Genomic DNA, 14,877 nt, shown 5'->3' on the forward strand with positions numbered 1-14,877 from the left:
TGTGAGCTGACCGGTTGTTCGCTTAGGGCCGATCAGTGCAGCCACCATAACCTGTTTAGTCAGCCGGAGGCTAGCCGAAAGTACGATGTATATAGTTCTCATATTGTACTCAAGGGTGAAAATCAGACTCGATTTCGGACTCCGACTACGCTCCGGAGCGTGGGATGTGAGCCGACACACGCTCCGGAGCAGGTTGCCGCGCTGGTCCTCGCCGCCGGAGGTGGCCGGCGTTTCGGGCGTCCCAAGGCCCTGATCGAGGTTGACGGCCGGCTGCTGGTCGAGCGCGCGGTGGCGACCGCCCGCGCCGGTGGCTGTGCGCCGGTGGTGACCGTGCTCGGTGCCGAGGCCGACACCGTGCGGGCCGAGGCCGACCTTGACGGCGCCGTACCGGTCGACAACCCCGACTGGGCAACCGGGCTGGGGTCGTCGCTGCGCGTCGGCCTCGCCGCCCTGGGCGACAGTGCGGCGGTGGCCGCCCTCGTACTCCTGGTCGACATGCCCGGCATCACCCCGGCAGCGGTCCGCCGGCTGGTCGCGCTGGCCGGTGCGGACACCCTCGCCATCGCCGGGTACGGCAACCGTCGCGGCCACCCCGTCCTGCTCGGCCGGGAACACTGGGCCGGGGTGTCCGCCCTCGCGATCGGGGACGCGGGTGCGCGCGGCTACCTGCGCGAGCACGAGTCGAGCCTGCTGGTGGTGCCCTGCGCAGACGTCGCCGACAACACCGATGTCGACACCCCGGCCGACCTCGACCGGGTGGTGCGCGGGTCGATCGTGGCGGTGGTCGATGGCTGAGCGGCCACACTGGTTCCATGCGTGAGGTACTGGACGATCTGATGCGCTGGTGGCACGCGGACGCGCCGGTCGGGATGGCCACCGTCGTCGCCACCTGGCGCAGCGCGCCCCGGCAGCCCGGCGCCACCATGCTGGTCGGACCGGACGGCAGCGCGGTCGGCAGCGTCTCCGGTGGCTGCGTCGAGGCAGCCGTCTACGACCTCTGCCGGGAGGTGGTGGCCGCCGGGGTGCCGCAGTCGCAGCGCTACGGCGTACACGACGACGATGCGTACGCGGTGGGACTCACCTGTGGTGGCAGCATCGAGGTGTTTGTCGAACGGGTGGACCGGGGCACCTTCCCCGACCTCGCCGACGTGGCCGCGTCGATCGCCGAACGGACCCCGGTGGCCGTACTCACCTGCGTGGCGGGGCCGGCCGAGCGGCTCGGCCGGCGGATGGTGCTCTGGCCCGACCGTCGGCGCGGGTCACTCGGCTCGGGTCGGCTCGACGACGCGGCGACCGATGACGGGCGCGGGCTGCTCGCCGCCGGACGCACGGGACTGCTGCACTACGGCACCGACGGGCAACGTCGGGGGACCGGGCTGACCCTGCTGCTCAACGCGTACGCCCCACCGGCCCGGATGATCGTCTTCGGTGCGATCGACTTCGCCGCGGCGGTCGCCCGGGTGGGCACCTTCCTCGGCTACCGGGTGACGGTCTGCGACGCCCGCCCGGTCTTCGCCACCGCCCGCCGGTTCCCGGACGCCGACGAGGTGGTGGTCGACTGGCCGCACCGCTACCTGGCCGAGCAGGCACGGGCTGGGCAGCTCGACGAGCGGACCGTGGTCTGCGTGTTGACCCACGACCCGAAGTTCGACGTACCGGTGCTCCGGGTCGCGCTCGACCTGCCGCTGGCGTACGTCGGGGCGATGGGTTCCCGGCGTACCCACCACGACCGGCTGGCCCGGCTGCGCGAGGCGGGGGTGCCGGAGCCGGCACTGGCCCGGCTCGCCTCCCCGATCGGGCTGGACCTCGGCGCCCGTACGCCGGAGGAGACCGCGGTCAGCATCGCCGCCGAGATCGTGGCCAACCGGTGGGGCGGCGACGGATCCCGCCTGTCCCACACCGAGGGCCGGATCCACGCCCGCAACCACCAGCCCCGCCCGCACCGTACGTTCGGACAGGCGCGGGCCGGGTCAGCGGGGGAGGCGGAGGGCGAGGAAGAAGTCGACCCGGTCCTCGAACCGGGACAGGTCCCGGCCGGTGAGCTGTTCGATCCTGCCGATCCGGTAGCGCAACGTGTTGACGTGCAGGTGCAGCAGGGTCGCGCAACGGGTCCATGACCCACCGGCGGCGAGGAACGAGTCGAGCGTCCGGAGCAGGTTCGCGTTGTGCGTCCGGTCGTACGCGAGCAGCGGGGCGAGCAGCCGACGCTGGAACGCCCGCCGGGTGTCGGCCGGTACACCGGCGAGCAGGAGCAGGTGCGAGGCGAGTTCGTCGGCGCTGACCAGGCTCACCTGCTCGTCGCGGGCGACCGCCGTACGCAACGCGTGCCGGGCCTCCTCGACCGCCCCGCCCAGCGCTCCCGGTCCGGCCGCCAACCCGCTCACCCCGACCGCCAACCGACCGTTGCCGAGCCCCGGCCCGTACGCGGCGACCCCGGCCCGGATCGTCTCCAGCGCCGCCGGTGCCTGCTCCGGCGACACGGCCAGCACGGCGAGCACGGTGTCGGGTGAGCCCGCGTCGGTCACCGCGACCCGGTCCGCGGCCGGCCCGACGAGTTCGGCGCAGACGGTGACGGCCAGCTCCGGCGGCGTACGCAGGCCGGTCAGGCTGGCGTTCAGCACCAGGAACGTCGACTCCGGCGGCAGCCCGCAGGAGAGCAGCCGGCCGCGCAGGTCGACCTGTTCGCCGCCGGTCAGCGCGGCACCGAGCTGGTCCGACAGGCGCCGCTCGATCCGCAGCGCCTCGTCGACCTGGGCCCGTTCCAGCGCGACCAGGCTGGTCAGCTCGGCCGCCGCGTCGGCCAGCCCGCTCGCCTCGGCCGCGTCCGCCTGATCACCGGCCGTCGGGGTGTGCCCGCCGGGCGACCTGCTGTGCCCGGCGGTCGCCAGCGGGGGGCGCGGGGCGACCGCGCAGGCGAGCAGCCAGGAGGCGAGCCGGTGTTCGGGACGGCCGGGGACACCGAACACCGCGACCCGGCGGCCGTCCACGGTGACCTGTGCCGGCAGCCGGCCGGCGGCGAGGAAGGCACGCGCCACCGCGGCCCGGTCCGTCGGGGCCAGACCGGTGGTGCCGGCGATCGGGCGACCGGTCGGCGTCAACACCCAGCAGTCCACGCCGAGTTCGGCGGCGGCCGGCGGCAGCAGGTCGACCAGGCGGGCGCCGGCCGCCATCGCCGCGACCAGACCCCGGTGCCGGCCCAGGACGGTGGCCAGACCACTGGCCCGCTGCGCCCACAGGGAGGGGTTCACCTCGTCGACGATGTCCCGGAAGGACACCTCGATCGGCACCTCGAACAGCGGCATCCGGTGCCGGCGGCAGGCGTCGACCAGGTCGTCGGGGACCGTACCGAAAACCGCGTCACCGGCGCCGATCGCGGTCACCGACGCCTCCGCGCAGGCGGCGACGAACGCCTCCGAGTCACCGGCGTCGCGCCACCAGACCAGCCCGGTCAGCACGATCTCGCCGCCGGACAGGTAACGCCGGGGGTCGGGCAGGTCGGTCACGTAGACCCGGCTCACCGGTCGTTCCAGCTCGTCGGCGCCGGTCAGCAGGGTTAGTCGCAACCGTGGCCGGTGCAGCGCCTCGCGTAGCAGCATGAGCGGTTCCTTCCGGTCGGGCCACGGGGAGTTGACTCGGGTTTGGAGGAAGCTACGGAAACCCTACGGGTCCACTGTTGCGAATTGGGTGTTGCTGCCGGTTCATCTGTCGCTGACGGACTGTTGTACTTCTCGCAACCGCTGGGGAGGTGGAAGGCATCGACGCATCCGGCCACACCCTCGAGAGCTTCAACACCGGACCGGCCGACGAGGTCGAGCGCGACCTGCTCGCCTGCTGTGCCGTACCGGCGTGGGCGGGGGCTGTGGTCGCCGGGCGGCCGTACCCGGATCCGGGGGTGCTCGTCGCGACCGCCGACGCCGCGCTGGCGGCCCTGACCTGGGCGGAGGTCGCGCAGGCCCTCGCCGCGCACCCGCGCATCGGCGAGCGCCCCACCGGCACAGACCGGGAGTCGGCCTGGTCGCGCCGGGAACAGGCCGGCGTCACCGACGCCGACACCGACGTCCGGGCCGCGCTGGCGCAGGCCAACCGGGAGTACGAGCACCGCTTCGGTCACCTCTTCCTGATCTTCGCCAGCGGCCGGACACAGGACGAGATGCTCGCCGCCGCTCGGCAGCGGTTGGGCCACGACGACGAAACCGAGCGCCGGGTGGTCCACGGGGAACTGCGCCGGATCGCCCGGCTGCGCCTGGAACGGCTGCTCGGCACCGAGGCCGCCACCACGACCGAAGCGTCGGGACCGGCGTCATGACCGAGACCTACGCCCGGATCTCCACCCACGTCCTCGACACCGGACGCGGAGCACCCGCCGCCGGGGTGCACGTCCGGTTCGAACGGCACGACTCCGGTGGTTGGACCCTGGTGGCGCAGGGGCGTACCGACGCCGACGGGCGACTGCGGGACTGGGTGCCGCTGCACGCCTGCCAGGCCGGCGGGTACCGGCTGGTGTTCTACGTCGAGACGTACTTCGACGGGGACACGTTCTTTCCGGAGATCACCGTCGCCTTCCAGCTCCGCGACCCGGACCAGGCGTACCACGTGCCGCTGCTGCTCGGCCGGTACGGCTACACCACCTACCGAGGGAGCTGAGCGATGTCGATCGTGCTCGGAGCCAACCAGTACGGCAAGGCCGAGGTGCGCCTGGTCCGGGTGGTCCGGACCGGTGGGCGGCACGACCTGCGCGACCTCAACGTGAGCGTGACGCTCGCCGGTGACCTGGCCGCCACCCACCTGACCGGCGACAACACCGTGGTCCTGCCGACCGACTCGCAGAAGAACACGGTGTACGCCTTCGCCCGCGCCCACGGGGTCGACGCGATCGAGGAGTTCGGGGTGCGGCTGGCCCGGCACTTCGTCACCTCCCAGCCGGCGATCGACACCGCCACCGTCCACATCGAGGAGTACGGCTGGCACCGGCTCGGCCCGCACTCGTTCCAGCGGGCCGGCGGTGAGGTCCGTACCGCCACCGTGACCTGCACCGACGAGCACACCGAGGTCGAAGCAGGGCTGACCGGGCTGGTCCTGCTCAACTCCACCGATTCGGAGTTCCACGGTTACGTCAAGGACCCGTACACGACGTTGCCGGAGACGAACGACCGGATCCTCGCCACCGCCGTCGACGCGCGGTGGCGCTACCGGGGCGACGACCTCGACTGGGAAGGCGCGTACGCGGGTGCCCGTGCGGCGCTGGTCGACGCGTTCGTCGGGACCTACAGCCTCTCCCTGCAACAGACCCTGTACGCGATGGGCCACCGGGTGCTGACCGACCGGCCCGAGATCACCGAGGTACGGCTGTCGCTGCCGAACAAACACCACCTCCTGGTGGACCTCAGCCCGTTCGGGTTGGACAACCCGAACGAGGTGTTCGTCGCGACCGACCGCCCGTACGGGCTGATCGAGGGCACCGTCCGCCGGGCCGACGACGGGACCGTCGACCCGGCGGACGGCGGGCGGCGGTGATGGAGTTCCTGGCCCCGGCGAGCTTCACGGACGCGCTGGCGGCGAAGGCGGCGTACCCGGAGGCGGTGCCGATCTGTGGCGGCACCGACGTGATGGTGGAGCTGAACTTCGACCGGCGTCGACCGGGGGTGCTGCTCGACCTGAGTCGGGTCGGCGCCCTGACCGAGTGGTCCTCCGACGGTGAACTGCTCCGGGTCGGTGCCGGGGTCACGTACCGGCGGATCATCGACGAACTCGGCCGGGCCCTGCCGGGGCTGGCGCTGGCCGCGCGTACGGTCGGCTCGCCGCAGATCCGCAACCGGGGAACGGTCGGCGGCAACCTCGGGTCCGCGTCGCCGGCCGGGGACGCGCACCCGCCGCTGCTCGCCGCCGGTGCCCTGGTCGAGCTGGCCTCGGTCCGCGGCACCCGCCGGGTCCCGGTGGCCGAGTTCTTCACCGGACCCAAACGCACCGTACGGGCACCCGACGAGCTGATCGCGGCGTTCCTGGTGCCCCCGGCACGCGGACCGCAGCAGTTCGCGAAGGTCGGCACCCGCAACGCGATGGTGATCGCGGTCTGCTCGTTCGGGCTGGCCCTGGACCCGGTGAAGCGTCGGGTCGGCACCGGGATCGGTTCGGCCGGGCCGACCCCGTTGCGGGCCGGGGAGGCCGAGGACCTGCTCGCCGCCGACCTGCCCTGGGACGACGTCGGGGCGTTGCCGGATTCGCTCGCCCGACGGTTCGGTGACCTGGTCGCGGCGGCGGCCAGCCCGATCGACGACGTACGCGGCACCGCCGCCTACCGCCGGCACGCGCTCGCCGTACTGGCCCGCCGGACCCTGCACTGGGCCTGGCGCGACCTTCGGGAGGGGGGACGGGGATGAGGGTCAACTGTGTGGTGAACGGGGAGGTGCGTACCGCCGACGACGTCTGGCCGGGGGAGAGCCTGCTCTACCTGCTCCGTGAACGACTCGGCCTGCCCGGCGCCAAGAACGCCTGTGAGCAGGGAGAATGTGGTTCGTGCACGGTCTACCTGGACGGTACGCCGGTCTGCGCCTGCCTGGTGGCGGCCGGACAGGCGCAGGACCGCGAGGTGCGTACGGTCGAGGGGCTGGTGGGCCCGGACGGCACCCTGGACCGGGTGCAGCGGGCGTTCGTCACGGCCGGGGCGGTGCAGTGCGGGTTCTGCACGCCGGGGCTGATGGTGGCGGTGCACGACCTGCTGGCCCGCGACCCGTCCCCGGCCGACCAGGACATCCGGGAGGCGTTGGCCGGGAACCTGTGCCGGTGCACCGGTTACGAGCACATCATGGCGGCCGTACGGCTGGCCGCCGCCACCCCGGCGTCCTCGGACGGTCACGATGATCATCATTGAGAACTGTGCGGTGGCGACCGTCGACGCCGACGGCACTGAGTACCTCGACGGCCACGTGGTGGTCGACGAAGGTCGGATCGTCGCCGTCGGCCCCGGTCACGCCGGCCGCTACCACCGCTCCCTACGCCGGGTCGACGGCACCGGCTGCCTGGTCACCCCCGGCCTGGTCAACACCCACCACCACCTCTACCAGTGGGCGACCCGGGGGATGGCCCAGCAGGAGAACCTCTTCGGGTGGCTCGGCGAGCTCTACCCGGTCTGGGCAGGGCTGGACGCCGAGGTGGTCGCCGCCACCACCTCCGCCGGCCTCGGCTGGCTCGCCCTGTCCGGCTGCACCACCAGCACCGACCACCACTACGTCTACCCGCGCGACGGCGGCGACCTGATGGCCGCGCAGGTCGAGGCGGCGACCGAGATCGGGCTGCGGTTCCACCCCGCCCGAGGATCGATGGACCTGGGTCGATCCAACGGCGGTCTGCCCCCGGACCACATCGTGGAGGACACCGACACCGCGCTCGCCGCCACCGAGGAGGCGATCGACCGGTTCCACGACCCGGCCGAGGACGCCATGGTCCGGGTCGCCGTCGCGCCCTGCTCGCCGTTCTCGGTCACCCCGAAGCTGATGACCGAGGCCGCCGCGCTGGCCCGCCGCCGGGGCGTACGGCTGCACACCCACCTCGCCGAGACGATCGAGGAGGAGGGCTACTGCCGGGAGACGCACGGCTGCACCCCGGTCGAGTACGCCGAACGCCTCGGCTGGCTCGGCCCGGACGTCTGGCTGGCGCACGGGGTCCACCTCGACGACCACGCCGTCGGCCGGCTCGCCGCCACCGGCACCTCGGTCGCCCACTGTCCCAGTTCCAACGCTCGCCTCGGTGCCGGCATCGCCCGGACCCGGGACCTGCTCGACGCCGGTGTCCCGGTCGGGCTCGGTGTCGACGGACCGGCGTCGCAGGAGGCGAACCAGCTCGGCGCCGAACTCCGCCAGGCGCTCTACGCCGCCCGGCTGCGCGGCGGCCCGACCGCGCTCACCGCCCGGCAGGCCCTCGCGCTCGGCACCACCGGCGGCGCTCGCTGCCTGGGCCGAGAGGACCAGATCGGCTCGATCGAGCCCGGCAAGCTCGCCGACCTGACCGTGTGGCGGATCGACGGGCTCGGCCACATCGGCATCGACGACCCCGTCGCCGCGCTGGTGTTCGGCCCGCCCGCCCCGGTCGAACTGCTGCTCGTCGGAGGTCGACCGGTGGTCGAGCGCGGCGAGCTGCGTACGGCCGACGAGCGGGACCTGGTGCGGCGGATCCGCCGGGCGCACCGGACCCTGAACCGGAGGTCCCGCGGATGAGCACACCGGTCAGCACCACCGCCCCCGCCACCACCGTGGAGGGGGGTGTCGGGCAGAGCGCGCGGCGGCCGGACGGGCGGCTGAAGGTCACCGGTGAGTTCGCCTTCTCCTCCGACCTCTGGGCCGACGACATGCTCTGGGGGGCGACCCTGCGCAGCCCGTACCCCCTGGCCCGGCTGCTCCGCATCGACCTGACCGCGGCGCTCGCCCTGCCGGGGGTGTACGCGGTCCTCACCGCCGACGACGTACCCGGCACGAAGTGTTACGGCCTGGACGTCGCCGACCAGCCGGTGCTGGCCTGGCCGGAGGTCCACTACCAGGGTGAGGCGATCGCGATCGTCGCCGCCGACCACCCGGAGACCGCCCGCCGGGCGGTGGCCCGGATCGAGGTCGACTACGAGGTCCTCTCCCCGGTCACCGACGCCGAGGCGGCACTGGCCGGCGGACACCTGGTCCGGCACGTCCCGGTCCGGTACGGCGACCCCGACGCGACCGCCGAGGTGGTGGTCACCGGGGAGTACCGGGTAGGCATGCAGGACCAGGCGTTCCTCGGACCGGAGTCCGGGCTCGCCGTGCCGGCCGAGGACGGGGGCGTCGACCTGTTCATCGCCACCCAGTGGCTGCACGTCGACCAGGCGCAGGTGGCCGCCTGCCTCGGCCTGCCGCCGGAACTGGTCCGGCTCACCCTGGCCGGGGTCGGGGGCGCGTTCGGTGCCCGGGAGGACCTCTCCATGCAGGTCCACGCCAGCCTGCTGGCACTGCACACCCGGCGACCGGTGAAGATGGTCTACTCCCGCGAGGAGTCGTTCTTCGGGCACGTCCACCGGCACCCGGCCACCCTGCGCTACGAACACGGCGCCACCCGCGACGGCAGACTCGTCTACGTCAGGGCCCGGATCCTGCTCGACGGCGGTGCCTACACCTCCAGCACCCCGGCGGTGGTGGCCAACGCCGCCACCCTCGGCATCGGCCCCTACCAGGTGCCGAACGTGACCATGGACGCCTACGGGGTGCGGACCAACAACCCGCCGTGCGGTGCGATGCGCGGTTTCGGCGCGGTCCAGGCCTGCTTCGCGTACGAGTCGCAGATGGACAAACTCGCCGACGCGCTCGGACTGGACCCCGTCGACCTGCGCACTCGTAATGCGTCGGTCGAGGGTGCGGTGATGCCGACCGGGCAGGTGGTCGACGGGCCGGCGCCGGTGGCCGAGTTGCTGGCCCTGGTCCGGAACCGACCGGCGGCCCCACCGGCAGCCGACGACCCACGGGAACGACCCGGCGGGGTGGCCAACACCACCCGAGGCGAGGGGGTCGTGCGCGGGGTCGGCTACGCCATCGGGATCAAGAACGTCTGCTTCTCCGAGGGGTTCGACGACTACTCCACCGCCCGGGTACGGCTGGAACTGATCAACGGTGAGCCGGCGGTGCTCGTACACACCGCCGCCGCCGAGGTCGGCCAGGGCCTGGTCACCGTGCAGGCACAGATCGCCCGTACCGAACTCGGCGTCGCCCGGGTCACCGTGGCGACCGCCGACACCGGGGTGGGCAGCGCCGGGTCGTCGTCGGCGTCCCGGCAGACGTACATGACCGGGGGCGCGGTCCGCGCGGCCTGCCAGGCGGTACGGACCAAGCTGCTGGCCCGCCTCGCCACCGCCGACCCGGCAGCGCGGCTGGTCGCCGGGCGGGTGGTCGACGGGACCGGTGAGACCGTCGCCGACCTGGTCGAACTGCTCGGCGACGAGCCGTTGGAGGAGACCGTCCAGTGGCGGCACCGGCCGACGGAGTCGCTGCACCCGCTCACCGGCCAGGGCAACGCCCACGTCCAGTACGCCTTCGCCGCCCACCGGGCGACAGTGGACGTGGACACCGAACTCGGCCTGGTCCGGGTGGTCGAGATCGCCACCGCACAGGACGTCGGCAGGGCGGTCAACCCGCAGGCGGTGCTGGGGCAGATCCACGGCGGCACCATCCAGGGGCTCGGGCTGGCGGTGATGGAGGAGATCCGGGTCGTCGACGGGCTGATCCGCAACCCGTCCTTCACCGACTACCTGATCCCGACCATCCTCGACTCACCGCCGATGCTGGTGGACGTGCTGGAGATGGCCGACCCACACGCCCCGTACGGGCTCCGCGGGGTGGGGGAGCCGCCGACCATCTCGTCCACCCCGGCCGTGGTAGCCGCGATCCGTGCCGCCACCGGCCGAGCCCTCACCACCGTCCCCGTACGCCCCGAGCACCTCGTCGACTAGGTTCCGTCCCAAGCTCGAATCGTCGCGGCGTTGACGCCGTCAGTCAGTTGCGGTCGGGGACGTTCGCGCGGGCGACGGCGTACCGGTCGCGGATCGTCGGCACGAGGTCTGCCTCGTACACCTCTACCTGCCCGACCGTCCACGATGGTGGCTGCTGCCCGCCCGACAGCACCCAGGCCGCCTGGCGGGCGGCGCCGTCCGCGACGTACTCACCCAGCGGTGGAACGAGCACGGGGCAGCCGAAGACCGTGGGCGCGATCCGGCGTACCGCCTCCGAGCGGGCGCCGCCGCCGACCAGGATGACCCGGTTGACCCTCGTACCCTGCGCGATCATCGCATCCAGCCCGTCGGCGAGTGCGCACAGAATGCCCTCGACCGCCGCGCGTGCCAGGTGCGCGGGGGTGGAGGTCCGCAGGGTCAGGCCGTGCACGGCCCCGGTGGCGCGCGGGCGGTTCGGCGTGCGCTCACCCTCCAGGTAGGGCACGAGGACCAGCCCATCGGCGCCCGGCGGGGCCGACAGTGCCAGCGCGGACAACTCCGCGTGGTCCACCCGCAGCATGGTCGCTGCCGCGTCCAGTACCCGGGCGGCGTTGAGCGTGCACACCACCGGCAGAAAACGGCCGGTCATGTCGGCGTATCCGGCCACGATCCCGCCCGCGTCGGCGGTCGGCACATCGGAAACGGCGGACACTATGCCGGAGGTCCCGATCGACACGATCACGTCGCCCGGCTCGGCGCCGACACCCAGCGCCGCCGCGGCGCAGTCGCCCGCGCCGGGGCCGAGCGGCGCGCCGGTACGCAGATACCCGGCCCGACCGGTCGGCCCGAGCACCTGCGGCAGCAGCAGGTCATCCCGACCGAATGCCAACCGGATCAGGTCCGGACGGTACTGACCGGTCGCGGCCGACCAGTACCCGGTCCCGCTGGCGTCGCTGCGGTCGGTGCGCAGCGCATCCAACCCGGGCGCGCCGGCCAGTTGCCAGGTCAGCCAGTCGTGCGGCAGGCAAACCGCGGTCGTACGGGCGGCGTTGTCCGGCTCGGCCGAGGCCAGCCAGCGCAGCTTGGTGACGGTGAAGCTGGCCACCGGTACCAGGCCGACCGCCTCCGCCCAGGCTCGTTGCCCGGTCTCGCCGCCGCCGAGATCCGAGATCAGATCGGCGGCGGCGCCGGCCGAGCGGGTGTCGTTCCACAGCAGGGCGTCCCGAACCACGGCGCCGTCGGCGTCCAGGCACACCATGCCCTGCTGCTGTCCGGCGATCGAGGCTGCCGCCACGTCGTCCAGCCCACCGGCCCGCGCGACCGCGTCGGACAGTGCGGCCTCCCACGCGGCCGGCGGCACGGCGGTGCCGGGCGGGTGCGGTGCGCGGCCCTCGCGCACCAGTTTCCCGGTCTCGGCGTCGCGGATGACGACCTTGCACGACTGGGTCGACGAGTCGACCCCGGCGACGAGTGGCACCGGTCCTCCAGGGGCTTGTCGGCGATGTGTTCATCGCGGGCGGTCGAGTCGGAGCCGAACGGGATCAGGTTGCCGTCGTGGAGGGCCGTGGGCCTCCGTACCACCGATGGAGCCGGGCAATGGGCGGATTTGTTTAATGGCTGAATTATTTGACCGTGCTGTGGCCCTGTCAAGACCGTGGTCCCGCCAACGGGCACCGGAGCCGTCTCTGCCATCGGTCGGCTCGGCGCGGTTAGGGTGGGGCGAATCTGCCCGGCGAACTTTTCTCTAGGATTCCGGTCGAGGATGTCGAGACGGCGGCGCCTGCTTCTACCTGACTGTGAGAGCGCCGCAGACGGGCGCGCAGCCTTGAGGAGCAAGACGTGAAGTACATGTTGCTGATGCAGTTCAGCTTGGCGAACGCCGACTTCCCCTCGATCGACACCTGGACCCCCGAGGAGATCCAGGCCCACATCGGGTTCATGCGCGACTCGAACGGCAAGCTGACCGCCGCCGGGGAACTGGTCGACGCGCAGGGCCTGGCCGGGGCGGACCAGGCGAAGATCGTACGGGGTGGGAACGGCGGGGCGGCGGTGGTGACCGAGGGGCCGTTCGCCGAGACGAAGGAGTTCCTGGCCGGCTACTGGATTGTCGACACCGACACCCCCGCGCGGGCGGTCGAGATCGCCGCGGAACTGTCGGCCGCACCCGGCCCCGGCGGTCGCCCGCTCAACATGCCGATCGAGGTACGCCCGGTCATGTCCGCGCCGCCGCAGGAGATCTGAGCGCTGAACGGGAACCCACACGTCGAGGACCTGCTGCGCGAGCTTGCGCCGCAGGTCGTCGGCGTGCTCACCCGCCGGTTCGGTGACTTCACCACCGCCGAGGACGCGGTGCAGGAGGCGCTGTTGGCCGCCGCGACCCATTGGCCGCAGGAGGGGGTGCCGGACAACCCTCGGGGCTGGCTGATCCAGGTCGGGTACCGCAGGATGATCGAGGTCGTACGCAGCGAACAGGCCCGGCGCAACCGGGAGGATCTCGCGGCCCGGCGTGAGCCGTACGACCTGCTCGCCGCACCGGCGGCCGACCTTGAGGCGACCGCGGACCGGGACGACACGCTGGTCCTGCTCCTGATGTGCTGCCACCCGGCGCTGTCCCCGGCGTCGGCGATCTCGCTGACCCTGCGGGCGGTCGGCGGCCTGTCCACGGCGGAGATCGCCCGCGCGTTCATGGTGCCCGAGGCGACCATGGCGCAGCGGATCAGCCGGGCCAAGCAGCGGATCAAGGCCTCCGGTGTGCCGTTCTCGATGCCGGACCGCGAGGACCGGGCCCGTCGGCTGGACGCGGTGCTGCACGTGCTCTACCTGATCTTCAACGAGGGCCACACCAGCAGCGCCGGCCCGGACCTGCGCCGGGTCGAGCTGTCCAGCGAGGCGATCCGGCTGGCCCGAGCCGTGCACGCCCTGCTGCCGACGAACAGCGAGGTCGCCGGACTGCTGGCGTTGATGCTGCTCACCGAGGCCCGCAGCCCGGCCCGCACCGGACCCGGCGGTGCGTTGATCTCCCTGGCCGACCAGGACCGCGGTCGGTGGGACGCCGCCGCCATCGCCGAGGGCGTCGCGCTGATCACCGCCGCGCTGCCCCGTGGCCCGGTCGGTCCGTACCAGCTCCAGGCGGCCATCGCCGCGCTGCACGACGAGGCGCCGAGCGCGGAGAAGACCGACTGGCCGCAGATCCTCGCCCTGTACCGGGTGCTGGAACGGCACTCCGCCAATCCGGTGGTGTCGCTGAACCGGGCCGTGGCGACCGCGATGGTGCACGGTCCGGCCGTCGGCCTCGACGCCCTCGCCGCCCTGGACACCGACCCGAGGATGGCCGGACACCACCGTCTGTACGCCGCCAGGGCGCACCTGTACGAGATGCTCGACGACCGGCAGGCCGCGGTGGAGAACTACCGGGCGGCGGCCAGCCGGACGACCAGCCTGCCCGAACAGCACTACCTGACGCTGCGGGCGGCCCGGCTCGCGAAGGGGAACTAGCGCGGGCCCTCGCGGCGGCGGGCCGGACCGGTGCTCGGGCGGCGGGCGCCGACGCGTGGCGTACGGACCGTGGCGGACTTCTGGGGCGCCCGGTCGAAGTCCCGTGCCGCGGCGGCAACCGACTCGTCCGGGTCGTCCTCGAGGGCGCGCCGGATGTGCGCCGGTACGAGGGGAGACGTCGCCATCGACAGCCGGACCTGGACCGCGCGGTCGTCGACCAGGCGGTGCAGATCCTCCTCGTCGAGTTCGAGGGAGCGTACGAGCGTGGCCCGGACGTCGACCACGGAGTCCCGGGCCAGCGTGCCGCGCTGCTCGGCGGAGGTCCGGGTGTTGCGGGCCAGCCCCTTGCGTACGCGTGCGGTCCGGTCGGCCAGCAGGGCGGTGATCACGTCGGGGTCGTGGGTGTGGATGGCGAGTCGTTCCCGTACCTCGGGTGAGACGTCGTCGATCAGGATCGCGGCCAGCTCCGGTTCGAGTTCCCGGGTCTCGGCGAGCAGGCCACGGAGTTCCTTGTCCTGCGCCTGTGCCATCGCCCGGCGAACCGACTCGTCGCATCCCGGGTTGCCGGCGACCGCCCACCGGACCCACCGGTCGGCGTCGCGGACGAGCCGCAGCAGGTTCCCCGCCGAGGTCGACGGATTCCGGGCCACCGCCTCGCGTACGTCGCGATCATGGTCGCGGGTCAGCGGTCGCAGGGCCTGCGCGGGCGCGTCCGTACGGGTCGCCACCGCCTTGCGGACCACGGGCGATGCGTCCGAGGCCAACTCGTAGAGCGTCGTCTGCGACGTGGTGGGGTCCTGTGCGAGGGCAAGCCGAGCGTCGACGCTCCCGCCGAGGTCGCGGTGAGCGGTGTCCGACCCGCCGTGCCGGTCGGAACCGTCGACGTCCTGCTGATTTGCCATGGGTGAATCCTCTCACGGGCCGACTCGGGCACCGTGGGCCCG

General features: G+C 73.0%; 13 protein-coding genes and 1 pseudogene. 11 read left to right on the plus strand and 3 right to left on the minus strand.

Annotation, left to right across the window (positions count from 1 at the left end):
- The first annotated feature begins 159 nt into the window (after positions 1-159).
- Positions 160-795: a nucleotidyltransferase family protein gene (locus ACWEFB_RS14745; RefSeq protein ID WP_452285669.1), complete on the plus strand. Its 636-nt coding sequence runs from the start codon at positions 160-162 to the stop codon at positions 793-795.
- Between the two features lie 41 nt (positions 796-836).
- Positions 837-1,844, plus strand: a pseudogene (locus ACWEFB_RS14750) (XdhC family protein); the annotation flags it as partial.
- A 126-nt stretch (positions 1,845-1,970) separates the two neighbouring features.
- On the opposite strand, the gene ACWEFB_RS14755 reads toward ACWEFB_RS14750, so the two are convergent.
- On the minus strand, positions 1,971-3,596 hold the full coding sequence (locus tag ACWEFB_RS14755) for a PucR family transcriptional regulator (RefSeq protein ID WP_452285671.1): 1,626 nt from the start codon (positions 3,594-3,596) through the stop codon (positions 1,971-1,973).
- Between the two features lie 149 nt (positions 3,597-3,745).
- On the opposite strand from ACWEFB_RS14755, the gene uraD reads away from it, so the two are divergent.
- From uraD to pucD, 7 genes are read left to right on the plus strand one after another with little or no spacing between them, the layout of a single operon-like run.
- A complete protein-coding gene (uraD, locus tag ACWEFB_RS14760; protein ID WP_452285673.1) occupies positions 3,746-4,306 on the plus strand; it encodes a 2-oxo-4-hydroxy-4-carboxy-5-ureidoimidazoline decarboxylase in 561 nt (186 codons plus the stop codon).
- On the plus strand, positions 4,303-4,644 hold the full coding sequence (uraH, locus tag ACWEFB_RS14765) for a hydroxyisourate hydrolase (RefSeq protein WP_452285675.1): 342 nt from the start codon (positions 4,303-4,305) through the stop codon (positions 4,642-4,644). The genes uraD and uraH overlap by 4 nt, the downstream gene beginning before the upstream one ends.
- Before the next feature lie 3 nt (positions 4,645-4,647).
- Positions 4,648-5,514, plus strand: a complete 867-nt coding sequence (gene pucL / locus ACWEFB_RS14770) for a factor-independent urate hydroxylase (protein ID WP_452285677.1) — start codon at positions 4,648-4,650, stop codon at positions 5,512-5,514.
- Entirely contained in the window at positions 5,514-6,377 is an 864-nt protein-coding gene (locus ACWEFB_RS14775) for an FAD binding domain-containing protein (RefSeq protein ID WP_452286036.1), read from the plus strand. Before pucL ends, ACWEFB_RS14775 begins: the two co-directional genes overlap by 1 nt.
- Positions 6,374-6,868, plus strand: coding sequence for a (2Fe-2S)-binding protein (locus ACWEFB_RS14780; protein WP_452285679.1), 495 nt, complete (start codon positions 6,374-6,376; stop codon positions 6,866-6,868). The genes ACWEFB_RS14775 and ACWEFB_RS14780 overlap by 4 nt, the downstream gene beginning before the upstream one ends.
- Positions 6,855-8,210, plus strand: coding sequence for an 8-oxoguanine deaminase (locus ACWEFB_RS14785; protein ID WP_452285681.1), 1,356 nt, complete (start codon positions 6,855-6,857; stop codon positions 8,208-8,210). Before ACWEFB_RS14780 ends, ACWEFB_RS14785 begins: the two co-directional genes overlap by 14 nt.
- Positions 8,207-10,459: a xanthine dehydrogenase subunit D gene (gene pucD, locus ACWEFB_RS14790; protein WP_452285683.1), complete on the plus strand. Its 2,253-nt coding sequence runs from the start codon at positions 8,207-8,209 to the stop codon at positions 10,457-10,459. The genes ACWEFB_RS14785 and pucD overlap by 4 nt, the downstream gene beginning before the upstream one ends.
- Before the next feature lie 43 nt (positions 10,460-10,502).
- On the opposite strand, the gene ACWEFB_RS14795 is transcribed toward pucD, so the two are convergent.
- The gene (locus tag ACWEFB_RS14795; RefSeq protein WP_452285685.1) at positions 10,503-11,915 is read right to left on the minus strand and encodes a xylulokinase; all 1,413 of its coding nucleotides are present in this window, start codon (positions 11,913-11,915) and stop codon (positions 10,503-10,505) included.
- Between the two features lie 371 nt (positions 11,916-12,286).
- Between ACWEFB_RS14795 and ACWEFB_RS14800 the strand changes: the two genes are divergently transcribed.
- Together ACWEFB_RS14800 and ACWEFB_RS14805 are read left to right on the plus strand one after the other, a co-directional pair.
- Complete coding sequence (locus ACWEFB_RS14800; protein ID WP_452286038.1) at positions 12,287-12,679, plus strand: YciI family protein; 393 nt, start codon at positions 12,287-12,289, stop codon at positions 12,677-12,679.
- A 3-nt stretch (positions 12,680-12,682) separates the two neighbouring features.
- Positions 12,683-13,933 carry an RNA polymerase sigma factor gene (locus ACWEFB_RS14805; RefSeq protein WP_452286040.1) on the plus strand — a complete coding sequence of 417 codons (1,251 nt, stop codon included), beginning with the start codon at positions 12,683-12,685 and terminating at the stop codon, positions 13,931-13,933.
- On the opposite strand, the gene ACWEFB_RS14810 is transcribed toward ACWEFB_RS14805, so the two are convergent.
- A complete protein-coding gene (locus tag ACWEFB_RS14810; RefSeq protein WP_452285687.1) occupies positions 13,930-14,835 on the minus strand; it encodes a hypothetical protein in 906 nt (301 codons plus the stop codon). The genes ACWEFB_RS14805 and ACWEFB_RS14810 overlap by 4 nt on opposite strands.
- Positions 14,836-14,877: the final 42 nt, after the last annotated feature.

The sequence above is a fragment of the Micromonospora sp. NPDC004704 genome (assembly GCF_053601675.1).